Source organism: Sphingobium abikonense NBRC 16140 (genome assembly GCF_001598335.1).
GTDB classification, from domain to species: Bacteria; Pseudomonadota; Alphaproteobacteria; order Sphingomonadales; family Sphingomonadaceae; genus Sphingobium; species Sphingobium abikonense.
Map to the genome: position 1 here is coordinate 1 of NZ_BCYT01000003.1, position 19,130 is coordinate 19,130.

The window sequence follows — 19,130 nt, forward strand, 5'->3', positions numbered from 1 at the left end:
CGACCAATGGCGGACGCTCAGCCATCGATTTCCGATCCTCAGATGCGGACGGTCCGGTTTCTGCGTTTCCTCCATAAGACGGCGCAACGCGGCGGATGGCGATCTGAGAAGCGCCTGGCGTACGCCATGGTCGGAAAAGAGAGACAGGGGCATTCGATTGCAAGAGACAGCACAGGCGTGGCCGATATCGCACTCTCGACATAGACGGCTAGGGCGGATCGCTTTACGGTCCGTATCCGGGCAAACGACAAGATATCACTTTCAAAGTCTTCATTCCGCCATTCTATTTCGATTACGGTGCGGTTGCAGTCATAAGTTCACCTATCGCTGCGCTCAGTGTTTCGGCTCCGTAAGGCTTTGATAGAACGCGCAGGTGCCCTCTTCCTTCCCCGACAAGCTGGTCACTATGTCCAGTTGCAAGGAGGACTGGTAGCTTGGGGGCCCGAATGTGCAATTGTCGCGCTAGATCAATACCGCTCATGCCTGGCATAACAATGTCCGTGAATACGAGATCAAACGCCTGCTCCTGGAGCAGCGCAAGCGCTTCACTCGCGTTACTCGCGCACACCGTCCGACAACCCAGATCATCCAACAGTTGCTCGGCAAAGTGGAGAACCTGGATATTATCTTCGACCAGTAGAACTCTGATTCCGGGAGGTATGGAAGCCAGTCTGCCTTTCTGTTGGATCGCCGCTGGCGTTTTGTCGACTTTGGGAAGGATGATCGTAAGGGTGGTGCCCAACCCTACGCGGGAACTTATCTTGGCGATGCCGCTGGCCTGGGCCGCGAAGCCATGGATCTGGGACAATCCCAGTCCTGTTCCCTCGCCAATAGGTTTGGTTGTGAAGAAAGGTTCGAAAACGCGGGCGAGCGTATCCTCCGACATACCGATCCCTGTATCTGTTATGTCGATGGCTACCGCTCCATGGCCCTCATGGACGGCGTCCCGTGTCTCTATGAGGAGCTCCCCACCTCCGGGCATCGCGTCGCGAGCATTTACCGCAGCGTTCAGGACGGCTGTTTCCAGTTCAGTGGGATCTACTTCCACGCGGGCGTTCTTCGCCGATGGCTTCACCGACAGAGCGATGCCGTTCCCGAGGGACCGGGATAGAATTTCAGCCCAAGCATCGAGATGGATATTGAGATCGATAACTTCGGGACGGATGGCTCGGCGCCGGCTGAAAGCAAGAAGGTGACCTGTAAGGGTAGAGGCCCGCTCAACGGTTGCTGCTATGTTGTCGATATAGCGAGCGCGCTTTTCTTCTGGCAGATCGACTTTTCGGAGCATCTCGGCCGCCCCGCCGATGACTGTCAAAAGATTATTGAAATCATGAGCGACCCCGCCGGTCAGTTCGCCAACCGCCTGCAGCTTCTGTGCCTGAAGCAGCGCGCTGCGGGTGTCTTCCAACTCCTCCTGTGCCTTGCGTTTGTCAGTCGCGTCACGGGTGATCTTGGCGAAACCGACATGCTTTCCCTCTTCATCATAAATCGGATCGATCAACACATTGGCCCAAAATAGGGTGCCGTCCTTGCGAACGCGCCAAGCCTCCGTCTCATACTTCCCGGACACGAGGGCGGTCGCCAACGCCCGTTCGGGTGCGCCCGCGTCCCGGTCATCGCTGGTGTAGAAAATGGAAAAATGTTTGCCGATCACTTCGTCGGAACCGTAACCCTTGATCGCTGCGGCGCCGGTGTTCCAATTGGTGATGACACCGTCGGTATCCAGCATGTAGATTGCGCAATCCTTGACCCCCTGGACGAGGAGCCGAAAGCGCTGTTCTGCCTGAAAGAGAGCGAGTTCTCTCTCACGGCGTTCGGTGATGTCGCGGCTTATTTTTGCAAAGCCGATCAATTCTCCGGCATCGTTCCTGATAGGATCGATAACAGAATTGGCAAAAAACCGGCTGCCGTCTTTCCTGATTCGCCAGCCCTCGGCTTCGAAGCGCCCCTCTTGCGCTGCGACCCGCAAGGCACGTTCCGGTAGACCGGTATCGCGATCCTCTTGGGTAAAGAAGCACGAAAAGTGCCGCCCTACGATTTCGTCAGCGGTATAGCCCTTGGCTCTCTGAGCGCCGCTATTCCATGTCGTGATCCGGCCTTCCGGATCCAGCATGTAAAGCGCATAGTCCATAACCGCGTCGACGAGCAGCTTGAATTTTGCTTCGGCTTCGCCGGGCATATCAGAATTCGTCACGCGACATCCTCAACAAGCCCCCCGGCTTGCACCCCGGACTTAAGTCCATATCGAATCATAGGAGGTTGGCAAGGCTCTTCAGAGCGGCCTTGCTTTACGTTAAAGGCCCGCCTCTATGGCGATCCTGATGGCCTCGGTCGAAGTCTGAACACCGAGGCGATGCACCAACGCGCCACGATGCATCTTGATGGTCTTGATGGAAAGGCCGAGGCTTTTTGCGATATCGGCGTGCCGCATGCCGCGTGCCATTTGCTCGAGGACCTTCAACTGCTGAGGCGTTAAGTCGGCTAACTTTGCCTTTGCGGTTCCGACATCTTGGGCTTCGCCATCTACCTTCAATTGGGTCCCGATGAAAAAGGAAAGAACACCGCCTTCGTCATAAACGGGCGCAATCATCACGGCATTGTGGAATGCTTGACCATCTTTACGATAGTTGACCAGAGTGACAAATGCCGGTCGGCCCGCTTCAATAGCCTGTCGCAACAGCGCCCGAGATGTTGGACAGGTGGCAGGTCCTGAGAGCAAACGACAGTTTCGGTCGATTATATCGGACTCGGCATAGCCGCTCAGCCGTTCAAAGGCATCATTGGCAGCAATGATAGCATTGTCGGTTCTCGCATCCGTTACGATAGTAGCGAGGGGCGAGTAGCGGCTGGACCGTATCAATTCGTCTCGCAGCCTTTGCCCATGCAAAGCGGGCTGCGCAGCGTCGGCCATGTGATCAGGGAGCGTTGGCATCCTGTACGTTCACGAAAACGCCAGATGAGAGACGCGACATCCGTTGAGTGTCTGGAGGCGCAAGAACATTCCGATCTATGTAGGTCCTTGATGGTCGGGCATCGCTTTCGGCGGCATCCCTACCACAGTGCGCGCTGCAGAGCCATTGGCTGCGTTCAATGGGCTGCCGGACCAAAACGACCATTTGTGGCCATTCAGCAGAATGGGGCCTTCGTCTAAAAGCGGTCACTCTCAAAAGCTGAGATAGCGTCTAATTCTCTGCCAAATGGATGGCGTTTGAACCGGCAGACTTTGGCCAGCGAGGCGAGCGGTTGGCTGGTTGCTGAATAGCACTCCTAAGAGTTCTTTGGTTGAAATGCCCATCTCCTCCGGCACTGGAATTGTTGCCGATCCGGTGACTTGGCGGATTCCATCTACATCAACCTCAATGCAGTCGCCACCGCTGGCCCAGATTATAATCTGATCACCAGTATCTTCGACATCCAATTTATCGCGTGGAGATTGAGCGTTTACAATTCGGAACGTTGCTGTGGATTTGCTTGGGACTTCTATTTCGTCCGCCCATGGCTCAAGCCAAAGAAACAGTCCATCCGGGCCCAAATTTGAAATCGCCCAATGCCAGTTCGGCTGATTATTCACATTAGGCCTCGTTTGGTGGATGGCGGTTAAACAGCTTATCTGCCTCGGCAGCAGTCGTTCCGCAATCCACCCATAACAGCCCCTCCCAAAGCGTGAAATCTGGCCGAACAGCCTAAGCACTTTCCATCGTGATTCTCTGTCTGATCCCACCGGCACCAAATGTCGTTTCGACGGTATCGATCAACCAGGCGACGGCGTCGATCCGGCTGTTCCAGCCCGACAAGGTGAGCTTACGGCCTGACGTTATGCGGCAGTCGGCCAGCGCCAGGTCATATTCGAAGCGATAGCCGCCGCGCGCGCGCTTCTTCCTTTCCGCTTCGGCGGCCTGTCTGGCCTCGGCTTCGCTGGTGTAGACGCGCTTGAGGCGCTTTGGGTTATCGCCGCCGGTCGAGTGCTTGCGGCGTCGGCCAGCGGCCTGGTCGTGCCATTGGGCCTCCACACCGTCATTTTCGTCCCGCTGGGCGTGGGTGAAGCTCCAGCGCCAGCCATCCTGGCGCGTCAGGGTCATGGCCGGGATCGCGGTCCCCCTGGCGGTGGTGGCGCTTCCCACTGGCATGAAGATCAGGCGACGATCCTTCCAGGTCGCGACGGCATCAAAGCGACTGCCGAGATCCTTGACCAGCGCCATGTCGCTTTTGCCGTGCTGGTCGAGCGTGGCGATGATCTTGCCAGCGAGATCGGGGTGAACTTGGGCGGTGATCCCGTGGCGGCCCGCAATGTCGGTCAGGATGGCGCCCAGCGTCTTGTCGCGCCAAGTGCGGGTGCGGCGCTTGCGATAATCGCCCGACAGGTCGGCCGAACGGGCCCGGATCGTGATCTGATCGGGTGGGCCGGATGCCTCGACTTCGTCAACCGTATAGCGGCCCTTGTCGACCAGGCCGATACTGACGTCGTCGCCCTGTTCCCAGCCCAGCGCCAGCGCGATGACCTTGCCGGGATCGGGCATGGCCAGACGGCCATCGGCATTTTGCAGGGTGAGGCTCAGTTCGTCGGCTTCGCCGCCGGTCTTTTCCGTGAGGGTGAGTTCGACCAAGCGCGGGTTGACCTTGTCCATTAGGTCGACGCCGTCGAGGGTGATGCGCGCCTGCGCCTTGTTCGCGGTCATCCGTCGACCCGTCGCAAGTCCATGGTAAAATTCTGCCCGCGCGGGAGGCCACCGGCCATGATCCCGACATGGCCGGTGTCGATCGCCTCGATCCGGTAATGGCCAAGGACGCGACCAAGCCCGTCCATCAGGGGCCAATTGTCGCCGGTGTCGGCCATTTCGATCAGGCGCCTGATCGCGCCATAGTCACCGGCGACTTCGGGGACGATCAACGCGCCGATCGTGACGATGTCTTCGCCTGGGCCGGCGAATTGGGCGGCGGGACGAAGGCCAAATCGGTCGCTTTCCTCGTGCCGCCAGGACATGCGGCGCTGCAGATCCTGATAGGGAATCGTATCCATGCCGAAGATGAAGAGGCCGAGCGTCATCAGGTGGGCCGGGCTTAACAGGGGAAGGGATGCCATTAGTCGTCCTCATAGCCTCGGCGGCGCTCGCGCTCTTTGGCCTTGCGGATCGCTTCCATGACCCGTTCGGCGAGCGCTTCGGCATCTTCGCCGGGCAGCTGCTTAATGTGGAAATGATAGGTATCGCCCGAAGGGGGCGGCGGGCCACCTGCGCCGCCACGCGCTGAGGCGGTCGCGGGTGACAGCGCCAGCGACCCGGCGGCGGCGACCCCGACCGCCAGCCTTCGGGCAGCATTGGCAGGGCCGCGTCGGTTGCCGTCGATACCCCGCTCCAGACCGCCCGCGACATGGCCGCCGAGCGCCATGAACAGGCGCGACGGGGATTTGATGCCGAGATAGGCCTTGAACTGTTGAACGCCATATTTGGCCATGCCGATCAGCTTCTGCGCCAGGGCGGCAGGGTTTATGGCCATCAGAAGCCCCTGCATCATCATGGAGCCGATGTTGCGCATCCAGGCGGGCAGAGCGCCGAGCGACTGTTTCACCCAGGCGACGCCGGCACCGAACGCCGCCTTGATGCTGTCCCAATGGGTATAGATGAGATAGGCGGCCGCGCCGATCGCGACCACGACGGCGGTGATGACCAGCACGATCGGGTTGGCGAGCATCATGGCGCCCGCGCGCAGGAAGCCCTGGCCAAGGAATAGCGCGGCCATGCGCAAAGCGCCCAGCACCGGCCCGGCCTTGCGCGCGATGGCGATGACGCTGCCAATGGGACCAAGGATCGTGCCCAGCGCGAATTGCGCCACGCCCAGCCCGATCTTGAGCGATATGAGGGCCGCCGCGCCTTTCATGATGCTGGCGGCCAACACGGGGTTTGCCTGCGCCCAATCGCCGACATAGCTGGCAGCGTTGCCGAGCATGCCGAGCACTTCGGTGCCGACAGGCAAGAGCGTGGTGCCCAGCACGATCGCGACACTGGAGGCGGTGCCGAGGAAGGCACGCCATTGCACGGTGGCATCGCGCGCAACCCGCTGGTCGAAGGCGCGATCGGTGGTGCCCGACGCGGCCGCGATCTGGGCGCGCATCGACCGGAAATCATCCATGTTCTGGATCATGGAGCGCAGGGCAGATTGTGCCTGCATATCCTCAAACACATAGCCCAGCTTGCCCAGATCGCCGCCGGTGGCGCGGCTCGACAATTCGGCGATGGCTTCGAGCGGCGTCTTGCCCTGGGCATAGGCCTTTTTCAGGGCGGCAGGCAGGTCGATACCGAAGTTCTTTTCGAACGCCTTGACCGTCGCGGGCGCGTTGATCTTGCTCAGCAGATTCTGGACATTGTTAGCGGCGGCGTCGGCATCGCCAGCGCCCCGGCGCGCGATCTGCAAGGCAGCGGACAGATCCGCGACGGCGGGCACCCCCTTCTGCCCAAGCGCCTGCATCTGCGCGGTCAGGCCGGGGAACCAGCGCGCCATGTCCTTGACTTCAAAGGCACCGGCATTGCCGGCGGCGGCCATGACGTCGAGCGCCTTGGCGGTCTGGTCGATCGGCACCTTAAGATTGTTGAGGTTGGCGTAGGCGGCGGCGGCACCGTCCGCGAGTTCGACCTTGAAGGCGCTGCCCAAGCGGCCGATCGGCGCAATCATCTGCACCGCCTTGCGTGGATCGAGGCCAAAGCCCGACAGCACGTCAACGCCCGCGCGCATGTCTTCAGGCATCTGGCGCGCGGCCTTTGCAGCGCGCGTGATGTTGGAAGCCATGGCGTCGGTCGCCGCGTTGGTCAGTTCCGCTTTTTGCTGAATATCGACCATGCCGCTCGAAAATTCAGCGGCGGACTTCATTGCGAGAATGATGGGAGCGGCCAGGGCGGCCCCGCCGATGACATTGTCGCGGCCCCGATTTTTCAGATCTTCGCCACGGCGCTGCATGGCGGCGCGATCGGCATCGATCGCCGTCAGGCGTTGCTGGCGCTGCAGCTGGGTATTGGTCTGCGCAAGTTGACGCTCGAGCTCGCGCTCCCGGTTGATGAGGTCGGTGACGTTGCCGGCACCGCGCGCGATTTCCCGCTGGACCGAACGCAGGTCGCGCGACAGCCTGCGCGAGTCACCGGCGAGCGAACGGAGTGAGCGCGAGCCCCGGTTGCCCAGGCCGACGATGTTCTTGAGCGCGCCGGACATACGGTCGACGCCGATGAAGTTCACCAGCAACGATAGCTTGTTGTTCACCGGCTCCCTTCCTTCCCGCCCCACATGGCGTTCCAGCGCTCGGTCGCCCGCGCGCTCCATTCGATCAGTTCATCCAGCGCCAGGTCGCGCAATTCGGACAGGGGCCAGTGAAAGACGGCCGCGATATTGGCCATCAGGTCATCGGCTGATGATCCGCGATGTAGAGCTCGATCGCCTTCTTCTCGGCCGCCGTCATAAAAAAACCCCGGATGACACCGCCAATTTCGGCCAGGTCTTCCGCGTCCAGGTTCTCGACTTCATCCCTGATCAGGATCGGATCGGAGATACGGGGAATGATCTCCATGGTGGCGGTGATGTCGCTGCTAAGAATATCGCGCAGGGACAGGCCGCGCAGCTCGCCGCTTTTCGGTTTGCGCAAAGTCAGCTGTTCGATGGTCGCTTCGCCCCGGCGGATGGGTTCGGCCAGGGTGACGGTGACAAAGCGGTTGGTGCGTTCGGCATTGCCGGTCGGGAGATCGGGCGGGTTCGTCATGCGGGGATCCTCTGAAGAGCGGGGCTTGTGGGCCGATGGGGTTTATGGAGAGGAATCGCCCCCACCGGCCCGCCACCGGACGGCAGCCCCGCATTGGGCCGCCCGGCGGTTTGCAGGAATGTCAGCCGACAAGGATCGCCATGATTTCCGCATAACGATCGACGCCATCGACGACGAAGACGCCCTGAACCATGTCGATCTCAATTTCCGTGCGACCATCGACGACGCGGCGATAGTAGGACAGCGAGGCGGTATATTTGTGTTCGGTCGCGTCGCCGGGCTTGTCCTTGCCCATGTCGATTTCGGAAAAGCGGCCGCCGACATAGATTTCGACCGCGTGGGCCGGGGTGCCATCGTCCGCGCGATAGGCGCCGACCAGGCGCAGGCGGACGCCTTCCACGCTGGTCGTGCCGAATTTGCGAATGAGCGCCTTTTCATGGCCGCCGAAGGTGACGGTCGCTTCCATCGGCTCGACGCCCTTGTCGAGCTTGACCGCGCCGACCATGCCGCCGCCGCGCCATTCCTCCGTGGAGATGGCGAGCTTGGGCTGTTCGAATTCGGAGACAATGCCGAGATAGCTGACGCCATCGGCATAGGCATTGATGTTAACAAGGGTGCGAGGGAGGCCCATGGCGCTATCCTTTCAGGGGGAGGTCAGGCGAGCTGGTCCGCGAAGCCTTCGTAATATTCGGCGGTGTTGATGAGCTCGATGATCGGGTTTTCCAGCGGCGAGGCCGGGGTGTATTTGATGCTGATCGTCGGCCGACCGGCGGCCAGCTGGACCGAACCGTTCTTTGCCGGGTCATAATAGGCGAGCGCGCCGATGATGCGCCCTTCCACCACCAGCTGGCGCAGCTGGGCGTTGATGGTTTCGAGCACGTCCTTGATGAGGCCGACCGTCATAGGCTGATCCATGAACGGGCCGAGCGCGGTGACGATCATGTCCTGCAGGGCATGGCTGGTCCGCACGGCGCTTTCGAAGCTGAACTCGGGGTGATCATCGCCGGCGCAGGTGCGATTGCCCCAGAAACGGAAGCCTTCGTTGCGAATGAGCGTCGTGATCTGGGCATCGTTGAGCAGGCCGGCGGGGGTCGATGCATCCTGCAGGTCGAAATGGACGTCCTTGGTGAGCTTGGTGATGCCGCCGATCGTCACGTTGCTGATCGTCTTGTGCCAGCCCTGCTGTTCATCGATCATGGCGCGCAGGCCAAGGGCGCGGGCGATCGCGTCGCCAGCGAAGACAGGCGAGCTATCGGGCCAGATCAGCATCAGTTCGCGGTCCCCGAAGTTTTCCCGGTAGGTGATTGCCTCCGCAACGTCGTCGCCGATCGCGGCGGCATAGACCATGGCGCGCAGCTTCTTCGCCGCGACGATCAGTTCGGCCGTCACTTCCTGGCTATCGAGGCCGGGAGCGCCAAGGATGCGCGGACGCACGCCCAAGGTTCCCTGCGACGCCAGCAGCGCCTGAATTCCCGTATAGCTGTTGCCGTCGGTCGCACCAATGACATTGGCGTCGGTCGCGGCCTGGTCGGCCCCTTCCTCGACACGCACCACGACGATGATGGGGCTTCCCTGGTCGCCGATGGCCTCAAGCGCGGCCTTGAGCGTGCCGCCCGTGCCCGCATTGCCGGCCGCGACATCGGCGTCCGTCACCAGGACGGGCGTGTTGAGCGGGAAAGCAGCGTTCAAGGCTGCGGCAGGTTCGCCGACGGCTGCTGTCGCCGTTGCGATCAGGCCGATGACGGCCAGGCTGGACTGGCGGATTGCGCGGGCGCCGGTAGTGGTTTCGGTGATGGTAATGCCGTGCATGGCGGTTCCTTCAGCTGGCGATGGTGGCGGGAAGCGGGATCGAAAGGGTGGTGCGGGTGCCGGTGGCGTGCTGATCAGTGCGGGTGCCGATGATGTTGATGGTGAGCGAGCCCAGCGCGACCGCGCCGGTCAGGGACACGCGCTCGATACGGATGCGCGGTTCCCAACGGCGCAAGGCGACGGCGGTCGCGGCGCGCAGCAACATGGTGGTGGCGGCATTGATGGGCTGATCGATCAGGTCGAAGATGAGCGAGCCATAGTCGCGCAGCATCAGCCGGCTTCCCAAGGGGGTGCCGAGAATGTCAGCGATCGACTGGACCAGATGATCCGTGTCCGCGTTCGCCTTGCCGGTTGTGACGTGCATCCCGTTCATGACGGGGATCGATGGCGCCTTCGGCGCCCTGTTAGCCAGTGGGTGCGCTGGTAGCGGGCGGTGCTACCGACCTAGCGCCAAGGTCGGGCCAATCCCTGGGCGATCAGATATTCGCCAGCGTCGCGGCCGCGCACGCTGATCGTTGCAATGGTGCGGCCGTAACGATCCTTGCCCGACCGATGGATCTTCGCCTTCCCGCCGGCGAGGAACGCGGCAAGCGCATCGCGGCTGCGGATGGCCAGATCATAGTCGCACCATCCGTTGCGCCGACGGTCGCGGCACTTCGGGCTGTTCCGCATTTCCGGCGCGTCGATATTGGCGATACGGATCCGCTCGCCCCCGCATGTCCGGATGGTATCGCCGTCATGGACGGGGCCGACGCACAAGCTAGCTGCGGCAAGGATGGCGAGGATGGGCATGAATAGCCGCCTAGCGGTGTTTTCGGTCGATGGCAAAGGGGCGGGGGATGATCAAAGAGGCTCGCCGGTCTGGGCACCGCCCGCCTGCACATTGCCGTGCTTATGCGATTTCAGGCTGATACCATCGGCCGTCACGTCTTCGCTTGCATCCATGCGACCGGCGAGCGTCACATCCCCCTCAATTCGCACGTCCGCCCTGATCGTCAGGCCGCCGGGGGCCTCGACCAGCGCCGTCGCGCCGTCGGGGAGGATGGCGGTAAGGCTATGGCTTTCGGGATCATATCCAACCTTCGCGCCATCGGCATATTCGATCAGTTCGGCCAGGGTGGATCCGGGGGGCGGGAATGCATCCTGCCATATCCCGACCAGGGCGACGGCACCGGCCAGCTGGCCATCGGGCGCGAGAATGATCGCCTGTTCGCCGATCGTCGGAGGCGACCAGATGCGCGTCCTTCCAGCGCGCGGGGCCAGCCAGCGGATCGGCGGGGTTTCGGCTTCGGCATCGTCGTCCGGGTCGCCATAGCGGACCGTGCAGGTTGCCGCCGCCAGATCGACAGTCGCGACAGTGCCCAGGCGAATAAGCTCCGACAGGTCGGCGGGGATGTCTTCCTGTTGCTTCACCGGATCGGGCACACACGGTCGATGGTGCGGATGGTCAATTGCGCCGCGCTGCGGACGGCTTGGGCGTTCTCACAGGATATGGCCGGCATGGATTTGCATCCCGCGAGTAGAAGAAGCGGCAACAGGCGGATCATCGGCCGATCTCTCGCATGTTCACCGGGTCGTTTGGCCGCCCGCTGGCCTGCTGCGTTGCGATGCGCTCCGCCGCGTGATTTTGCATGAAGAAGAAGCCCACCACCGAGTTGAGCAGGCCGGTGATGATGATGCCGCTGGCGATCGTCTTAAAGAAATCGTCGCGACGAAGGTCGGGATATTCCTTGATCATCCAAAGGATCATGACTGACAGAAGGACCATGGAGGCACCGACCAGACCGCGACCGCTGGGCCAGCCCGGCAGCTTGTCGATCTGGCGATCAAGAAACTGCCAAATGTTCATCGTGCCCACTCGCCCGTCCTGCCCTTCAGCCACAACAGAAACTGCGCGACGGTCTTGTCCTTGAGAATGGAAGGGTTCGCGCGCGTGGCGGAGGATCCGGCGATCAGGTCGGCGCGCGCATCCAGATCGGCGCCAATGACGGCGGCGGCGGTCAAGGGGCCGAAGAAGTGGGCGGCATATAGCGAGGCCTTGTTGATCGGGATACCGCGCTTTTGGAGATAGGCCGCGTTTTTGCGGGTGAACGACTTTGCCCGTTCGGTCTGTTCGTCGATTGAGGGTTTGAGCCCGCCGAATGCTTGCGTCATATCGCCGCCCCATTTCCCTCCTTCGGCAAGCCAAGTCGAGCGAATGAACTGGTAGAGCCCTGACGCGCTGGAGGTGGTTGCCTTGATATAGGGGCGGTTGGTGCTTTCAATTTTCGCGAGCATTGGCCAGTAGGCGTCAGGAATGCCGATCGCCGGGACGGTCTGGGCCGGGGCGATACGGTCCAGCTTGGCCAACGTGTCGCGGCCAGCCCAGCCATCGATCGCAAGACCGTGAAGCGCTTGGAAGAAGCGGACGAAGGCGTCATCATCCAGCGGGAACGCATGGACCTTGGCAGTGCCCGGCGCATTTTCCTTCGCTTTCGCGATGGTGATCGGACCAGCGACGCCGTCCTGTTTCAGGCCAAAACGCGATTGAAACAGGATGACAAATGCGTTGTCGGAGATGGTGCTCATCCAATTTCTCCCAATTTTGCTTCCATGTCGTGGGGGACGTGCAGGTGGAGCGGGAAGGCATCGCCCAGGATTCCGCGCACCTGCAGCAGCTCGGGGCTGTGGGGGTCGGAGCGGTATTCCTTGGCGACCAGGATGTTCACCGCCACGGTCAGGCGCGTGATCTTTTCCTCGAGCTGATCGACGCGAAGGTTAAGCGCTTGCACCTTGGCTGATTCTTCCCCCTGCAATTTTGCTTCACGTTCCAGCCGTCGTTCATCTCGCTTGCCCCACCATTCGATGAACCAGCGCGCGCCCGCCCCCAGGCCGAACAGCCCGCCGCCGCCCAGCAGCCATTGGGCCGTGGAGGGTTCGTCCGACATGATCAGGTGATTCCGGCGGCATGAGAGCCGGTGGCGATATGCATGCGTCCCTCCGGGCTGCGGCCAAGTGTTTGGACGGGCATGACAAGCTGGCGCGCGCGCGCGAAGGGCGCGACGGGGTAGAAGCCACTGCTACCCCGTCCCACTAGCTTGTTGGGCCAAGCCGACTTAAACGACCGCAACATGCAACAAATGAGATCTGGCGATCAGGAGACTTGAGATGAGCTTTAGCGCTTACCTGAGGCTGGAGGATGACGACACCGACTGGTTTGATGGCATCGTCGATTTCCCAGTCATGCCTGCGGTAGGGACAATTGTTCGAGTAATCGATCGCAACGCGAACCTTCGGGAATGGTCAGTAAGAAAGGTGATAATCGAAGGGCGGCGGCAATCATCGGAATCGCCTTTCAAGCCAGCCCTACGGATCATGCTGATTTGCTCCGGTGATTAAAGTGAAAGGAACAGGGTGGTCCACAAAACTAGAGACCACCCTCCCGCATGTTTATTATGCCAAACCGAAGTCTGCCCCATAATCGCTGGCGATGTCGGCCAGCAGATCGGCGCGGAGCATATCCTTGTCAGCGCTCACCAACTGTTCGTCACAGATGAAGATTTCGGCCATGTCGCCCAGGAACATTTGCGTGCCGGCGACGCCCGCAATATTGAACTTGCCGCCGATCGCCACCTGCCGGCCCGGGCCGGCGGGTTCCAATATGTTGTTCGTGGCCCAGGCGCGCGGCAGGACTGAATTACATCCTACCATGGGCGTCTTCGTCGCCGGATCATAGCTGGCCCAGACGAGGTAGCATTTGCCGGCTTCGAACGTGCCGCCACTGGTTTGCTGCGCGGCGACATTGCCATGGGTCAGGCAGAGCGCATTGTTGAGCATGAAGAACTGCACGTCGATATCGCTGGTGTCGACGCCGCTCGCGAAGAAGGTGTAGGGCGTGCCGGCCAGCGCCACGCCTGCCCCCCATTTGATGACGGCCGCAAAGAAATAGCCCTTGGTGATGTCCAGTTCGAAGCCCTGGACATGCAGCGGCAGTTCGGGCGCTGTCGTCGTGCCACCAGGGAATTTGATGACCGGCTTGGCGTCGCCGGTCATGCCGTTGCCGACGATGATCGCATCGTCGCTGGCAAAGCCCATATGGCCCTTGCGGCCCGCGATGCGCAGCGCCTTGCCTGATCGGCGGACATTGCCGTCCGCCGGCTTCAGCCAGACCTTGAGCGCATCATAGGACAGCAGCCGACGATCGCGGTCGGTCAGGCTGTAGGTCGGCCGCGCCGGCATGTTCGGCATGGCGAAGGGAACGCGGGTGATGGCGGATACGGCCATGATTTATGCCTCCTGTGTTGCGGCAAGGGTCTGGATGGTGGCGAAGATGTCGAGCGGTCGGCCGTCGATCAGGCTGTAGCGTCGCCAGTCGGCGCGCTTGAAGACGGTGCGCTGCCCGCCATCGAAGCCCTGGGTCAGCGCCGACGCCATGGCCTGGTTGCCATAACCCATGCGCGCGGTTTCGACCGCGCCGGCGGGGATCGCGGCCGACATGCTGCCGACGATCCGGGTCGGGTTGGTTTCGTCGATCAGCGCGGTGGACAGGGTGACGGTGGTGCCAGCGCTGTTGCTGTGCGACAGGCCGCCATTGCCGCTGGTCAGGCTGATCGTTTCCGCGTCGCGCGTGACGGGATGATTCATGGTGACGGTCATCTTCGACCCGCCCCATGTCGCCGACTGCATCATCAGCGCGGCGGTTTCGCCGCGGATCAGCCAGTCCGCCATCGCTTCACCCGACAGCGCCCCGCGCCATGTTTCTTCGGGCGCCTTGTAGTGGATGGTGTCGCCGTCGAAATCGGTGAAATAATGCGGCGGCAGGATATGGATGTCCGCATTGTTCCGCGCCAGCTCGACCTGCGCCAGGCCGGAATAGGCAGGTTCGGCATAGGGGCCACGCGCCTGGATCGTCTGATGATAGAAAAGCTGCGGCGCGGCGGCCTGGGCCGTGCGCGACGTGATGTCGCCCTTCATGATCGCCCATGCGGCCTCGACCTGGGCGCGATAATTGGCGTTGCTCCAGTCGGCCTCGCCCTGGTCGATCAGCAAATGCACTTCAAGCGCCACGCCCTTGGCGTTGGCGATCGCCTTGGCGGTGTCGATCGAGGCGAGCGCATTGTGCCAGGGTTGCATCCGGTTGGTGCCGTCATGGATCAGCTGCGCGAAGGAGCGCGATCCGAAACCGAAGCTGGCGGCCGCCAGATAGACCGACCCGTCATAGCCGTTGGGGCCGTTCAAATGGGTGGCGAGCGCGGTGACGAAGCTTTCGCGCGTCCATCCGCCCTTCACATCGGCCCCGTCCTGACCCAGACCTTCGCGCATGGGGACAAAGGAGGCGATGCGCGCCGCGTCGATCGGGATGGTGCTCGCTTCCACCCCGCCGACGATCGCGTCGCCGTCCAGAATGCCCTGGTGCGGGATGGTGCCCCCATTCCATGTGAGCAGGCGCGAGGCGAACGCGGCCTTGCGGATGGGCATGGCGGTGCGGATCGTCTGCGGCCCGGTGATGCCGGTCGGATTGTAGCCATAGGAACCGGCTGCGACGCTGTTGGACTGGCCGATGACGACGATGTAGACGATCTTCTGTGGCGCGGCCGTCGCCGGCTCGCTGACATGCCAATGCGCATGGCGCACCTTGTGCCGGTCGCGGATCGGGTCGGTATCGTTGCAGCTGATGCGCACGAAGCCGGGCTTGGTGCCATCTGGCCGTTGGATGACCTGAAAGCCCGTCACGCCATATTGGCTGAAGGTCAGCTGGCGCTTCATCCGGGTCGGCCCCTTGGGACTGTCGACCAGCGCCCACAGCTGAGGCACCTTGTTATGGTCGCCCTGGATCGACAGGCCGTCCAGCACCTGGGGATGCAGGCGGATGCGCTGCCCCGGCTCATAGCCGGCGAGCGGTTGGCCCGCTTCGTCCCATTCGGTGACGCGCAGGAAGTCGAAGTCGCTGGTCGGTGGTGCGCCCAGCATTTCGCCATAGTCCGCGACGATCCGGCGATCGAACAGATCGAAGGACAGCATCGGTTGCCCGCCCTGCGCACGCATGAGTGGAATGCGACCGTTGGCGACCAGGCCGGCGCCACCGTCCAGCTGCAGATTGTGCAGGCTGACCTTGCCGGTGACGGGGTCGAGATAGAAGAACGCGCCATTGGCATCTTCGGCCAGGATCAGCTTGCCATCCATCATGTGCGCCGGCGTGACGCGCGGCGTGGCATAATCACGTGCGGCGACCCGGCGGCGATCGATATTTTCTGTTTCAAGCGCGGCGCGCGCCTGGTTGGCGGCGGTATCGACCGCAACCGTCCAGAGCCCGTTGCCCAGCGAAGGGCGCACGACGCGCAGGATGCCGACGCCCGCCCCTGCGTTCGACCGGACATAGCCTGGCCGTTCGGGATCGATGGTGAAGGTGGTGTTGAGCTCCGGGCTTGCGCCGTCGCTGCGCAACAGGTCTGTCGTCGGCAACCAGCCGGCTGTCTTGACGCGGCCATAGGCATTGGGGCGGATGTCCTCCCAGGCAATGCCCGCAAAGGCGCTGGGCTGATCGGCGGCGGTCATCGGCCGCACGGACAGCGCGCCGCGCGTGTCATGCGCCAGCGCCATGCCCATGAGTATGGTGGAGCCGGACCGGTTTTGCAGCTGCTGTTCTTCGTCGGCAAAGAAGGGGCGATAGCGGCCTTCAACGTCATATTCCGCCGCCACGGCATGGCCATCCAGCGCCGCATTGATGACCTGCAGCACCTGCCAGTTGGTCCATCCGCGATAGTCCTGATCGAAGGTGATGACGATCGTCGTCTCGCTGGCCAGACCGCGATCGAGCGTGACGGTCATTTGCTTGGGCGTGGCCGTGCAATCGCCCAGGCGCTTGCCCAGCGCGGTGATGAGGATGTTGCGGTTGGGGCCGACACCGATCGTTTCCTGCACGCAGCCCCAGCTACGCGCGGAGCCGGACAAGCCGACGTCGCCGGCGGTCTCGATAAAGGGGCGCGTCGAAATCGCGTCGGCGGCCGTGCCGCTGACTTCCACCCGCGAGCCCACCGCCATGGTGCTGGAAACGATGCGAAGCGCGCGCGACCAGCTGTCAGAGCGGAAAGCCGCCGGCGTATTGCCGCTGCCGCGGAGATCCCATTCGCGCCGATCGGCGGGCTGATCCTCGATTGCGGTCGGATACCAGGGCGAAACCGTCATGCTGATTTCGCCCGACAGGCTAGAGCCTTCGAGCACATAGCGGTCCATCAGCCGTGACCCGACGCTTTCCAGGCGCAGCGCCCAATAGCCTTCCCATGTCGCGGCGAAGTCGCAATTGCGGGCGGTGATGATGGAGGGATGGTCAAAGTTGACCTGGTTGTGCGCGCTGAACCCGGCGCGCGGCCCCACCGCCCGCACATTGGTGAACAGATAATGGGAGCCCGAGCAGGTGCCGAGCGCGATGCCGTGCGGCGATCCCCAGGTGGTGGAGCCCCAATAGGCGTTGGCCGCGTCATTGCCGAAATGGGTGACGCTGACATTGGTCGCTTCCAGCCGGCTGTTCGGCTTGAAATTGACCGGATCGATATGCCAGCCATAGCGGCAGTTTGCCGCCCATATGCTTAGGTCGCCGACCTGTTGCGACGCATTGAAATCAAGCGGGCTGCGCGCGCGAATGAGCGTGGGGTGCGTGTCGGGTCCCTGTCGACCGTCGATGATCGTGCGGTCAATGCCGGCACCCTGCAGGATGACGTGATCGCCATCGGTGCCGCTGCCGATGAGGCCGAGCGAATGTTCGGCGAAAATACCGGCGGGCACCGTCACCGCCGCCATAGCGCCAGGGCTGGCAAGCGCGGTCGCCGCCTGCAGCGCCAGGGCAAGGGTGCCCAGGCTGGCGGCGCGCAGTAGCGCGCCCACGCGCCTGCCGGTGCCCGACAGGACGGCCGCCGCCTGCGCCACGGCCGACGATCGCGCAAGCTCCGCGCCCAGCATGTCAGTGGCGGCGGCTTCCTGAGTGATGTCCGACGCGTTGCGGTAGATCGCCATGGTGGCGTCCGTCAGGACGAAGCGTTCGGCCTGGTCCGCGATGGCTGGATCGTCGAAGACCAGATAGGGGCGCAGTTCGGCGACGACGAAATCATCGGGACAGATGAAGCTGAAGGAGATTTCCAGGCGGCCGACGCTGCCCTGGTCATCGACGAAATCGAACCGGTTGATGTCGAGCGTCGTCAGGTCGAGCCTGCCAACCTGCATATTGAGCACATGGCTGCGCGCCCAGTTTTCGGGCACGTCGAAGCCGAGCGATATCCGCTGCTGGTTGCCCTGCATCATGGCGCGCAGGCGGCCGTCCAGCGGCAAGGCCCATTGGAGGACGCTGCCTTCGCCGCTGGCCCCGGCGGGCATTTCCACGCCCACAATCTTGCCGGCGGCGTCCAGCACATAGCCCGCGCCATTCTTAAGGTAGTTTGGACCCTGGACGGGCTTGAGGGCATGCATGATGTCAACGGCGGGGGCCATCTGCGCCAGGCGCGCGCGCAACACCGCGTCGGCCGATGTTGTCGCGCCATCTGCATCGGGCACGTCGATGACTTCCCAAGCGGCCGATACGATCTCGAACGACATATCCTGCGCCACGGGCGCATGCGTGGACCCGACCTGCATGGTCGCGCCGATCCAGCGTTCGTCGCCCGCCACCACATAGGAGAAGTCGCGCGTCAGGATGCCATCCTGTTCCAGCACCGGACCAAGCGTTTCCCCCTCATTATCGTCGATCGCGCCATCCTTGCGCTCGACGCGAACGTAGTTCCCGCCCCAGCTGACGGCATCCTTGTATCCCGGCGTCACCTTGGCGCGGGTGCGCAGGCCGATGCGACCGTCCTTCAATGCAGCGGCAAGGCCATGGTCGAAGGGCAGCAGCAGAACGACATAGGTGGCGCTGCCCATCGCGCCGGCGGGTATGGTCCACCCGACGCGACGGCCGCCGCGAATGATGTAAGCGGTGCCGTCATCCGCCGGTTCGCCATAAAGCACGCGCGCGACATTCAGCAGGTTGCCCGACGTGGTGATGAGGCGCGGCACATAGGAACCGCTGACGGTGGAGGAAGGCACGCGCTTGGTGCCTTCGCCATCCTCGATGATCAGCAGTTCGGACCCGGTGAGATCGCCCTCGAACGGCGGCAGATCGGCAATTTTGGGCATGGTCAGTCCTGGGGCCAGAGGGGATGGGCAGCGGGATCGATGGCGGCGAGCGCGTCGCCGGCGGCGGCGGTGATTTCCGCCTCGATCGCGTTGGAGGCGGCGCGGATCGCGTCGATCGCGGCGAAACGGGCTTCGCCTTCCCGCGACGGGGCGCGCTGGTCGTTCAGCTGGCGCCAGATCGGGGCGATGGCGTCGATGCGGCGCGCGGCCTGGCGCTTGACGGCGCGAATGAGCGCGGCGCGACGGGTGGCGATGGTGACGGTCGGGCGGTCGGCGCGCGGCTTGCCCCGGTCATCGGCGACGATGGAAGCGCCTTCGCCCTGGGCGGCAAGCAATTCGCGATGACGCGCAGCCGTGATCGCCACCGCGTCTGCTGGCAAGTCGGCATGTATCGTGTCGTCGAAAAAGCCGGGGGTGGCGGCGGAGTAGAAGATCGCCATGT

20 protein-coding genes are annotated in these 19,130 nt (G+C 62.8%); 1 reads left to right on the forward strand and 19 read right to left on the reverse strand.

The features are described 5' to 3' along the window. Positions 1 to 292: 292 nt before the first annotated feature. The 16 genes from SAB01S_RS03805 to SAB01S_RS03875 all read right to left on the reverse strand — a co-directional run bounded on the left by SAB01S_RS03805 (position 293) and on the right by SAB01S_RS03875 (position 12,474). Positions 293 to 2,194 (reverse strand): hybrid sensor histidine kinase/response regulator, encoded by a 1,902-nt coding sequence (locus SAB01S_RS03805; RefSeq protein WP_245646404.1) that lies wholly within the window; start codon positions 2,192 to 2,194, stop codon positions 293 to 295. Between the two features lie 99 nt (positions 2,195 to 2,293). Next, positions 2,294 to 2,911: a response regulator transcription factor gene (locus tag SAB01S_RS18015; RefSeq protein ID WP_169802544.1), complete on the reverse strand. Its 618-nt coding sequence runs from the start codon at positions 2,909 to 2,911 to the stop codon at positions 2,294 to 2,296. A 252-nt stretch (positions 2,912 to 3,163) separates the two neighbouring features. Further along, the gene (locus SAB01S_RS18375) at positions 3,164 to 3,571 is read right to left on the reverse strand and encodes a hypothetical protein (RefSeq protein WP_157078269.1); all 408 of its coding nucleotides are present in this window, start codon (positions 3,569 to 3,571) and stop codon (positions 3,164 to 3,166) included. Between the two features lie 112 nt (positions 3,572 to 3,683). Beyond that, entirely contained in the window at positions 3,684 to 4,676 is a 993-nt protein-coding gene (locus tag SAB01S_RS03820; protein ID WP_062731819.1) for a contractile injection system protein, VgrG/Pvc8 family, read from the reverse strand. Next, positions 4,673 to 5,080, reverse strand: a complete 408-nt coding sequence (locus SAB01S_RS03825) for a phage tail protein (protein ID WP_083951135.1) — start codon at positions 5,078 to 5,080, stop codon at positions 4,673 to 4,675. The genes SAB01S_RS03820 and SAB01S_RS03825 overlap by 4 nt, the downstream gene beginning before the upstream one ends. Then, entirely contained in the window at positions 5,080 to 7,245 is a 2,166-nt protein-coding gene (locus tag SAB01S_RS03830; protein WP_062731823.1) for a phage tail tape measure protein, read from the reverse strand. The genes SAB01S_RS03825 and SAB01S_RS03830 overlap by 1 nt, the downstream gene beginning before the upstream one ends. Then, positions 7,242 to 7,379, reverse strand: coding sequence for a GpE family phage tail protein (locus SAB01S_RS18020; protein ID WP_083951139.1), 138 nt, complete (start codon positions 7,377 to 7,379; stop codon positions 7,242 to 7,244). Before SAB01S_RS18020 ends, SAB01S_RS03830 begins: the two co-directional genes overlap by 4 nt. Continuing rightward, on the reverse strand, positions 7,379 to 7,738 hold the full coding sequence (locus tag SAB01S_RS03835) for a phage tail assembly protein (RefSeq protein WP_062731824.1): 360 nt from the start codon (positions 7,736 to 7,738) through the stop codon (positions 7,379 to 7,381). Before SAB01S_RS03835 ends, SAB01S_RS18020 begins: the two co-directional genes overlap by 1 nt. 121 nt (positions 7,739 to 7,859) lie before the next feature. Continuing rightward, on the reverse strand, positions 7,860 to 8,369 hold the full coding sequence (locus tag SAB01S_RS03840; protein WP_062731825.1) for a phage major tail tube protein: 510 nt from the start codon (positions 8,367 to 8,369) through the stop codon (positions 7,860 to 7,862). Positions 8,370 to 8,392: 23 nt separating this feature from the next. Next, positions 8,393 to 9,547, reverse strand: a complete 1,155-nt coding sequence (locus tag SAB01S_RS03845; protein WP_062731826.1) for a phage tail sheath subtilisin-like domain-containing protein — start codon at positions 9,545 to 9,547, stop codon at positions 8,393 to 8,395. Between the two features lie 10 nt (positions 9,548 to 9,557). Further along, entirely contained in the window at positions 9,558 to 9,920 is a 363-nt protein-coding gene (locus tag SAB01S_RS03850; protein WP_062731827.1) for a GPW/gp25 family protein, read from the reverse strand. Positions 9,921 to 9,991: 71 nt separating this feature from the next. Next, positions 9,992 to 10,339 (reverse strand): thermonuclease family protein, encoded by a 348-nt coding sequence (locus SAB01S_RS03855; RefSeq protein WP_062731828.1) that lies wholly within the window; start codon positions 10,337 to 10,339, stop codon positions 9,992 to 9,994. A 51-nt stretch (positions 10,340 to 10,390) separates the two neighbouring features. Continuing rightward, positions 10,391 to 10,972 carry a phage baseplate assembly protein V gene (locus SAB01S_RS03860; RefSeq protein WP_245646405.1) on the reverse strand — a complete coding sequence of 194 codons (582 nt, stop codon included), beginning with the start codon at positions 10,970 to 10,972 and terminating at the stop codon, positions 10,391 to 10,393. Between the two features lie 118 nt (positions 10,973 to 11,090). After that, a complete protein-coding gene (locus SAB01S_RS03865) occupies positions 11,091 to 11,405 on the reverse strand; it encodes a hypothetical protein (protein WP_157078270.1) in 315 nt (104 codons plus the stop codon). After that, positions 11,393 to 12,115, reverse strand: coding sequence for a hypothetical protein (locus tag SAB01S_RS03870; RefSeq protein WP_062731831.1), 723 nt, complete (start codon positions 12,113 to 12,115; stop codon positions 11,393 to 11,395). The genes SAB01S_RS03865 and SAB01S_RS03870 overlap by 13 nt, the downstream gene beginning before the upstream one ends. Next, entirely contained in the window at positions 12,112 to 12,474 is a 363-nt protein-coding gene (locus SAB01S_RS03875) for a hypothetical protein (RefSeq protein WP_062731833.1), read from the reverse strand. Before SAB01S_RS03875 ends, SAB01S_RS03870 begins: the two co-directional genes overlap by 4 nt. Before the next feature lie 220 nt (positions 12,475 to 12,694). On the opposite strand from SAB01S_RS03875, the gene SAB01S_RS03885 reads away from it, so the two are divergent. Then, positions 12,695 to 12,925: a hypothetical protein gene (locus SAB01S_RS03885; RefSeq protein ID WP_062731835.1), complete on the forward strand. Its 231-nt coding sequence runs from the start codon at positions 12,695 to 12,697 to the stop codon at positions 12,923 to 12,925. A gap of 54 nt (positions 12,926 to 12,979) precedes the next feature. Here the strand turns inward: SAB01S_RS03885 and SAB01S_RS03890 are convergent, their stop codons facing one another. The 3 genes from SAB01S_RS03890 to SAB01S_RS03900 are packed head-to-tail and all read right to left on the reverse strand — an operon-like array spanning position 12,980 to position 19,128. Next, positions 12,980 to 13,810 (reverse strand): hypothetical protein, encoded by an 831-nt coding sequence (locus SAB01S_RS03890; RefSeq protein WP_062731836.1) that lies wholly within the window; start codon positions 13,808 to 13,810, stop codon positions 12,980 to 12,982. 3 nt (positions 13,811 to 13,813) lie between these two features. Further along, entirely contained in the window at positions 13,814 to 18,688 is a 4,875-nt protein-coding gene (locus tag SAB01S_RS03895) for a hypothetical protein (protein ID WP_062731837.1), read from the reverse strand. Positions 18,689 to 18,690: 2 nt separating this feature from the next. Next, on the reverse strand, positions 18,691 to 19,128 hold the full coding sequence (locus SAB01S_RS03900; RefSeq protein ID WP_062731838.1) for a hypothetical protein: 438 nt from the start codon (positions 19,126 to 19,128) through the stop codon (positions 18,691 to 18,693). Positions 19,129 to 19,130 lie beyond the last annotated feature (2 nt).

Excerpts from the sequence above, each read along its gene's own strand:
- SAB01S_RS03890 (WP_062731836.1), bottom strand. The coding sequence starts at position 13,810 with ATGGCCGTATCCGCCATCACCCGCGTTCCCTTCGCCATGCCGAACATG.
- SAB01S_RS03840 (WP_062731825.1), bottom strand. The coding sequence starts at position 8,369 with ATGGGCCTCCCTCGCACCCTTGTTAACATCAATGCCTATGCCGATGGC.
- SAB01S_RS03875 (WP_062731833.1), bottom strand. The coding sequence starts at position 12,474 with ATGTCGGACGAACCCTCCACGGCCCAATGGCTGCTGGGCGGCGGCGGG.
- SAB01S_RS03835 (WP_062731824.1), bottom strand. The coding sequence starts at position 7,738 with ATGACGAACCCGCCCGATCTCCCGACCGGCAATGCCGAACGCACCAAC.
- SAB01S_RS03820 (WP_062731819.1), bottom strand. The coding sequence starts at position 4,676 with ATGACCGCGAACAAGGCGCAGGCGCGCATCACCCTCGACGGCGTCGAC.
- SAB01S_RS03885 (WP_062731835.1), top strand. The coding sequence starts at position 12,695 with ATGAGCTTTAGCGCTTACCTGAGGCTGGAGGATGACGACACCGACTGG.
- SAB01S_RS18015 (WP_169802544.1), bottom strand. The coding sequence starts at position 2,911 with ATGGCCGACGCTGCGCAGCCCGCTTTGCATGGGCAAAGGCTGCGAGAC.
- SAB01S_RS03870 (WP_062731831.1), bottom strand. The coding sequence starts at position 12,115 with ATGAGCACCATCTCCGACAACGCATTTGTCATCCTGTTTCAATCGCGT.
- SAB01S_RS03900 (WP_062731838.1), bottom strand. The coding sequence starts at position 19,128 with ATGGCGATCTTCTACTCCGCCGCCACCCCCGGCTTTTTCGACGACACG.
- SAB01S_RS03845 (WP_062731826.1), bottom strand. The coding sequence starts at position 9,547 with ATGCACGGCATTACCATCACCGAAACCACTACCGGCGCCCGCGCAATC.
- SAB01S_RS03855 (WP_062731828.1), bottom strand. The coding sequence starts at position 10,339 with ATGCCCATCCTCGCCATCCTTGCCGCAGCTAGCTTGTGCGTCGGCCCC.
- SAB01S_RS03825 (WP_083951135.1), bottom strand. The coding sequence starts at position 5,080 with ATGGCATCCCTTCCCCTGTTAAGCCCGGCCCACCTGATGACGCTCGGC.
- SAB01S_RS03895 (WP_062731837.1), bottom strand. The coding sequence starts at position 18,688 with ATGCCCAAAATTGCCGATCTGCCGCCGTTCGAGGGCGATCTCACCGGG.
- SAB01S_RS03850 (WP_062731827.1), bottom strand. The coding sequence starts at position 9,920 with ATGAACGGGATGCACGTCACAACCGGCAAGGCGAACGCGGACACGGAT.
- SAB01S_RS18020 (WP_083951139.1), bottom strand. The coding sequence starts at position 7,379 with ATGGCCAATATCGCGGCCGTCTTTCACTGGCCCCTGTCCGAATTGCGC.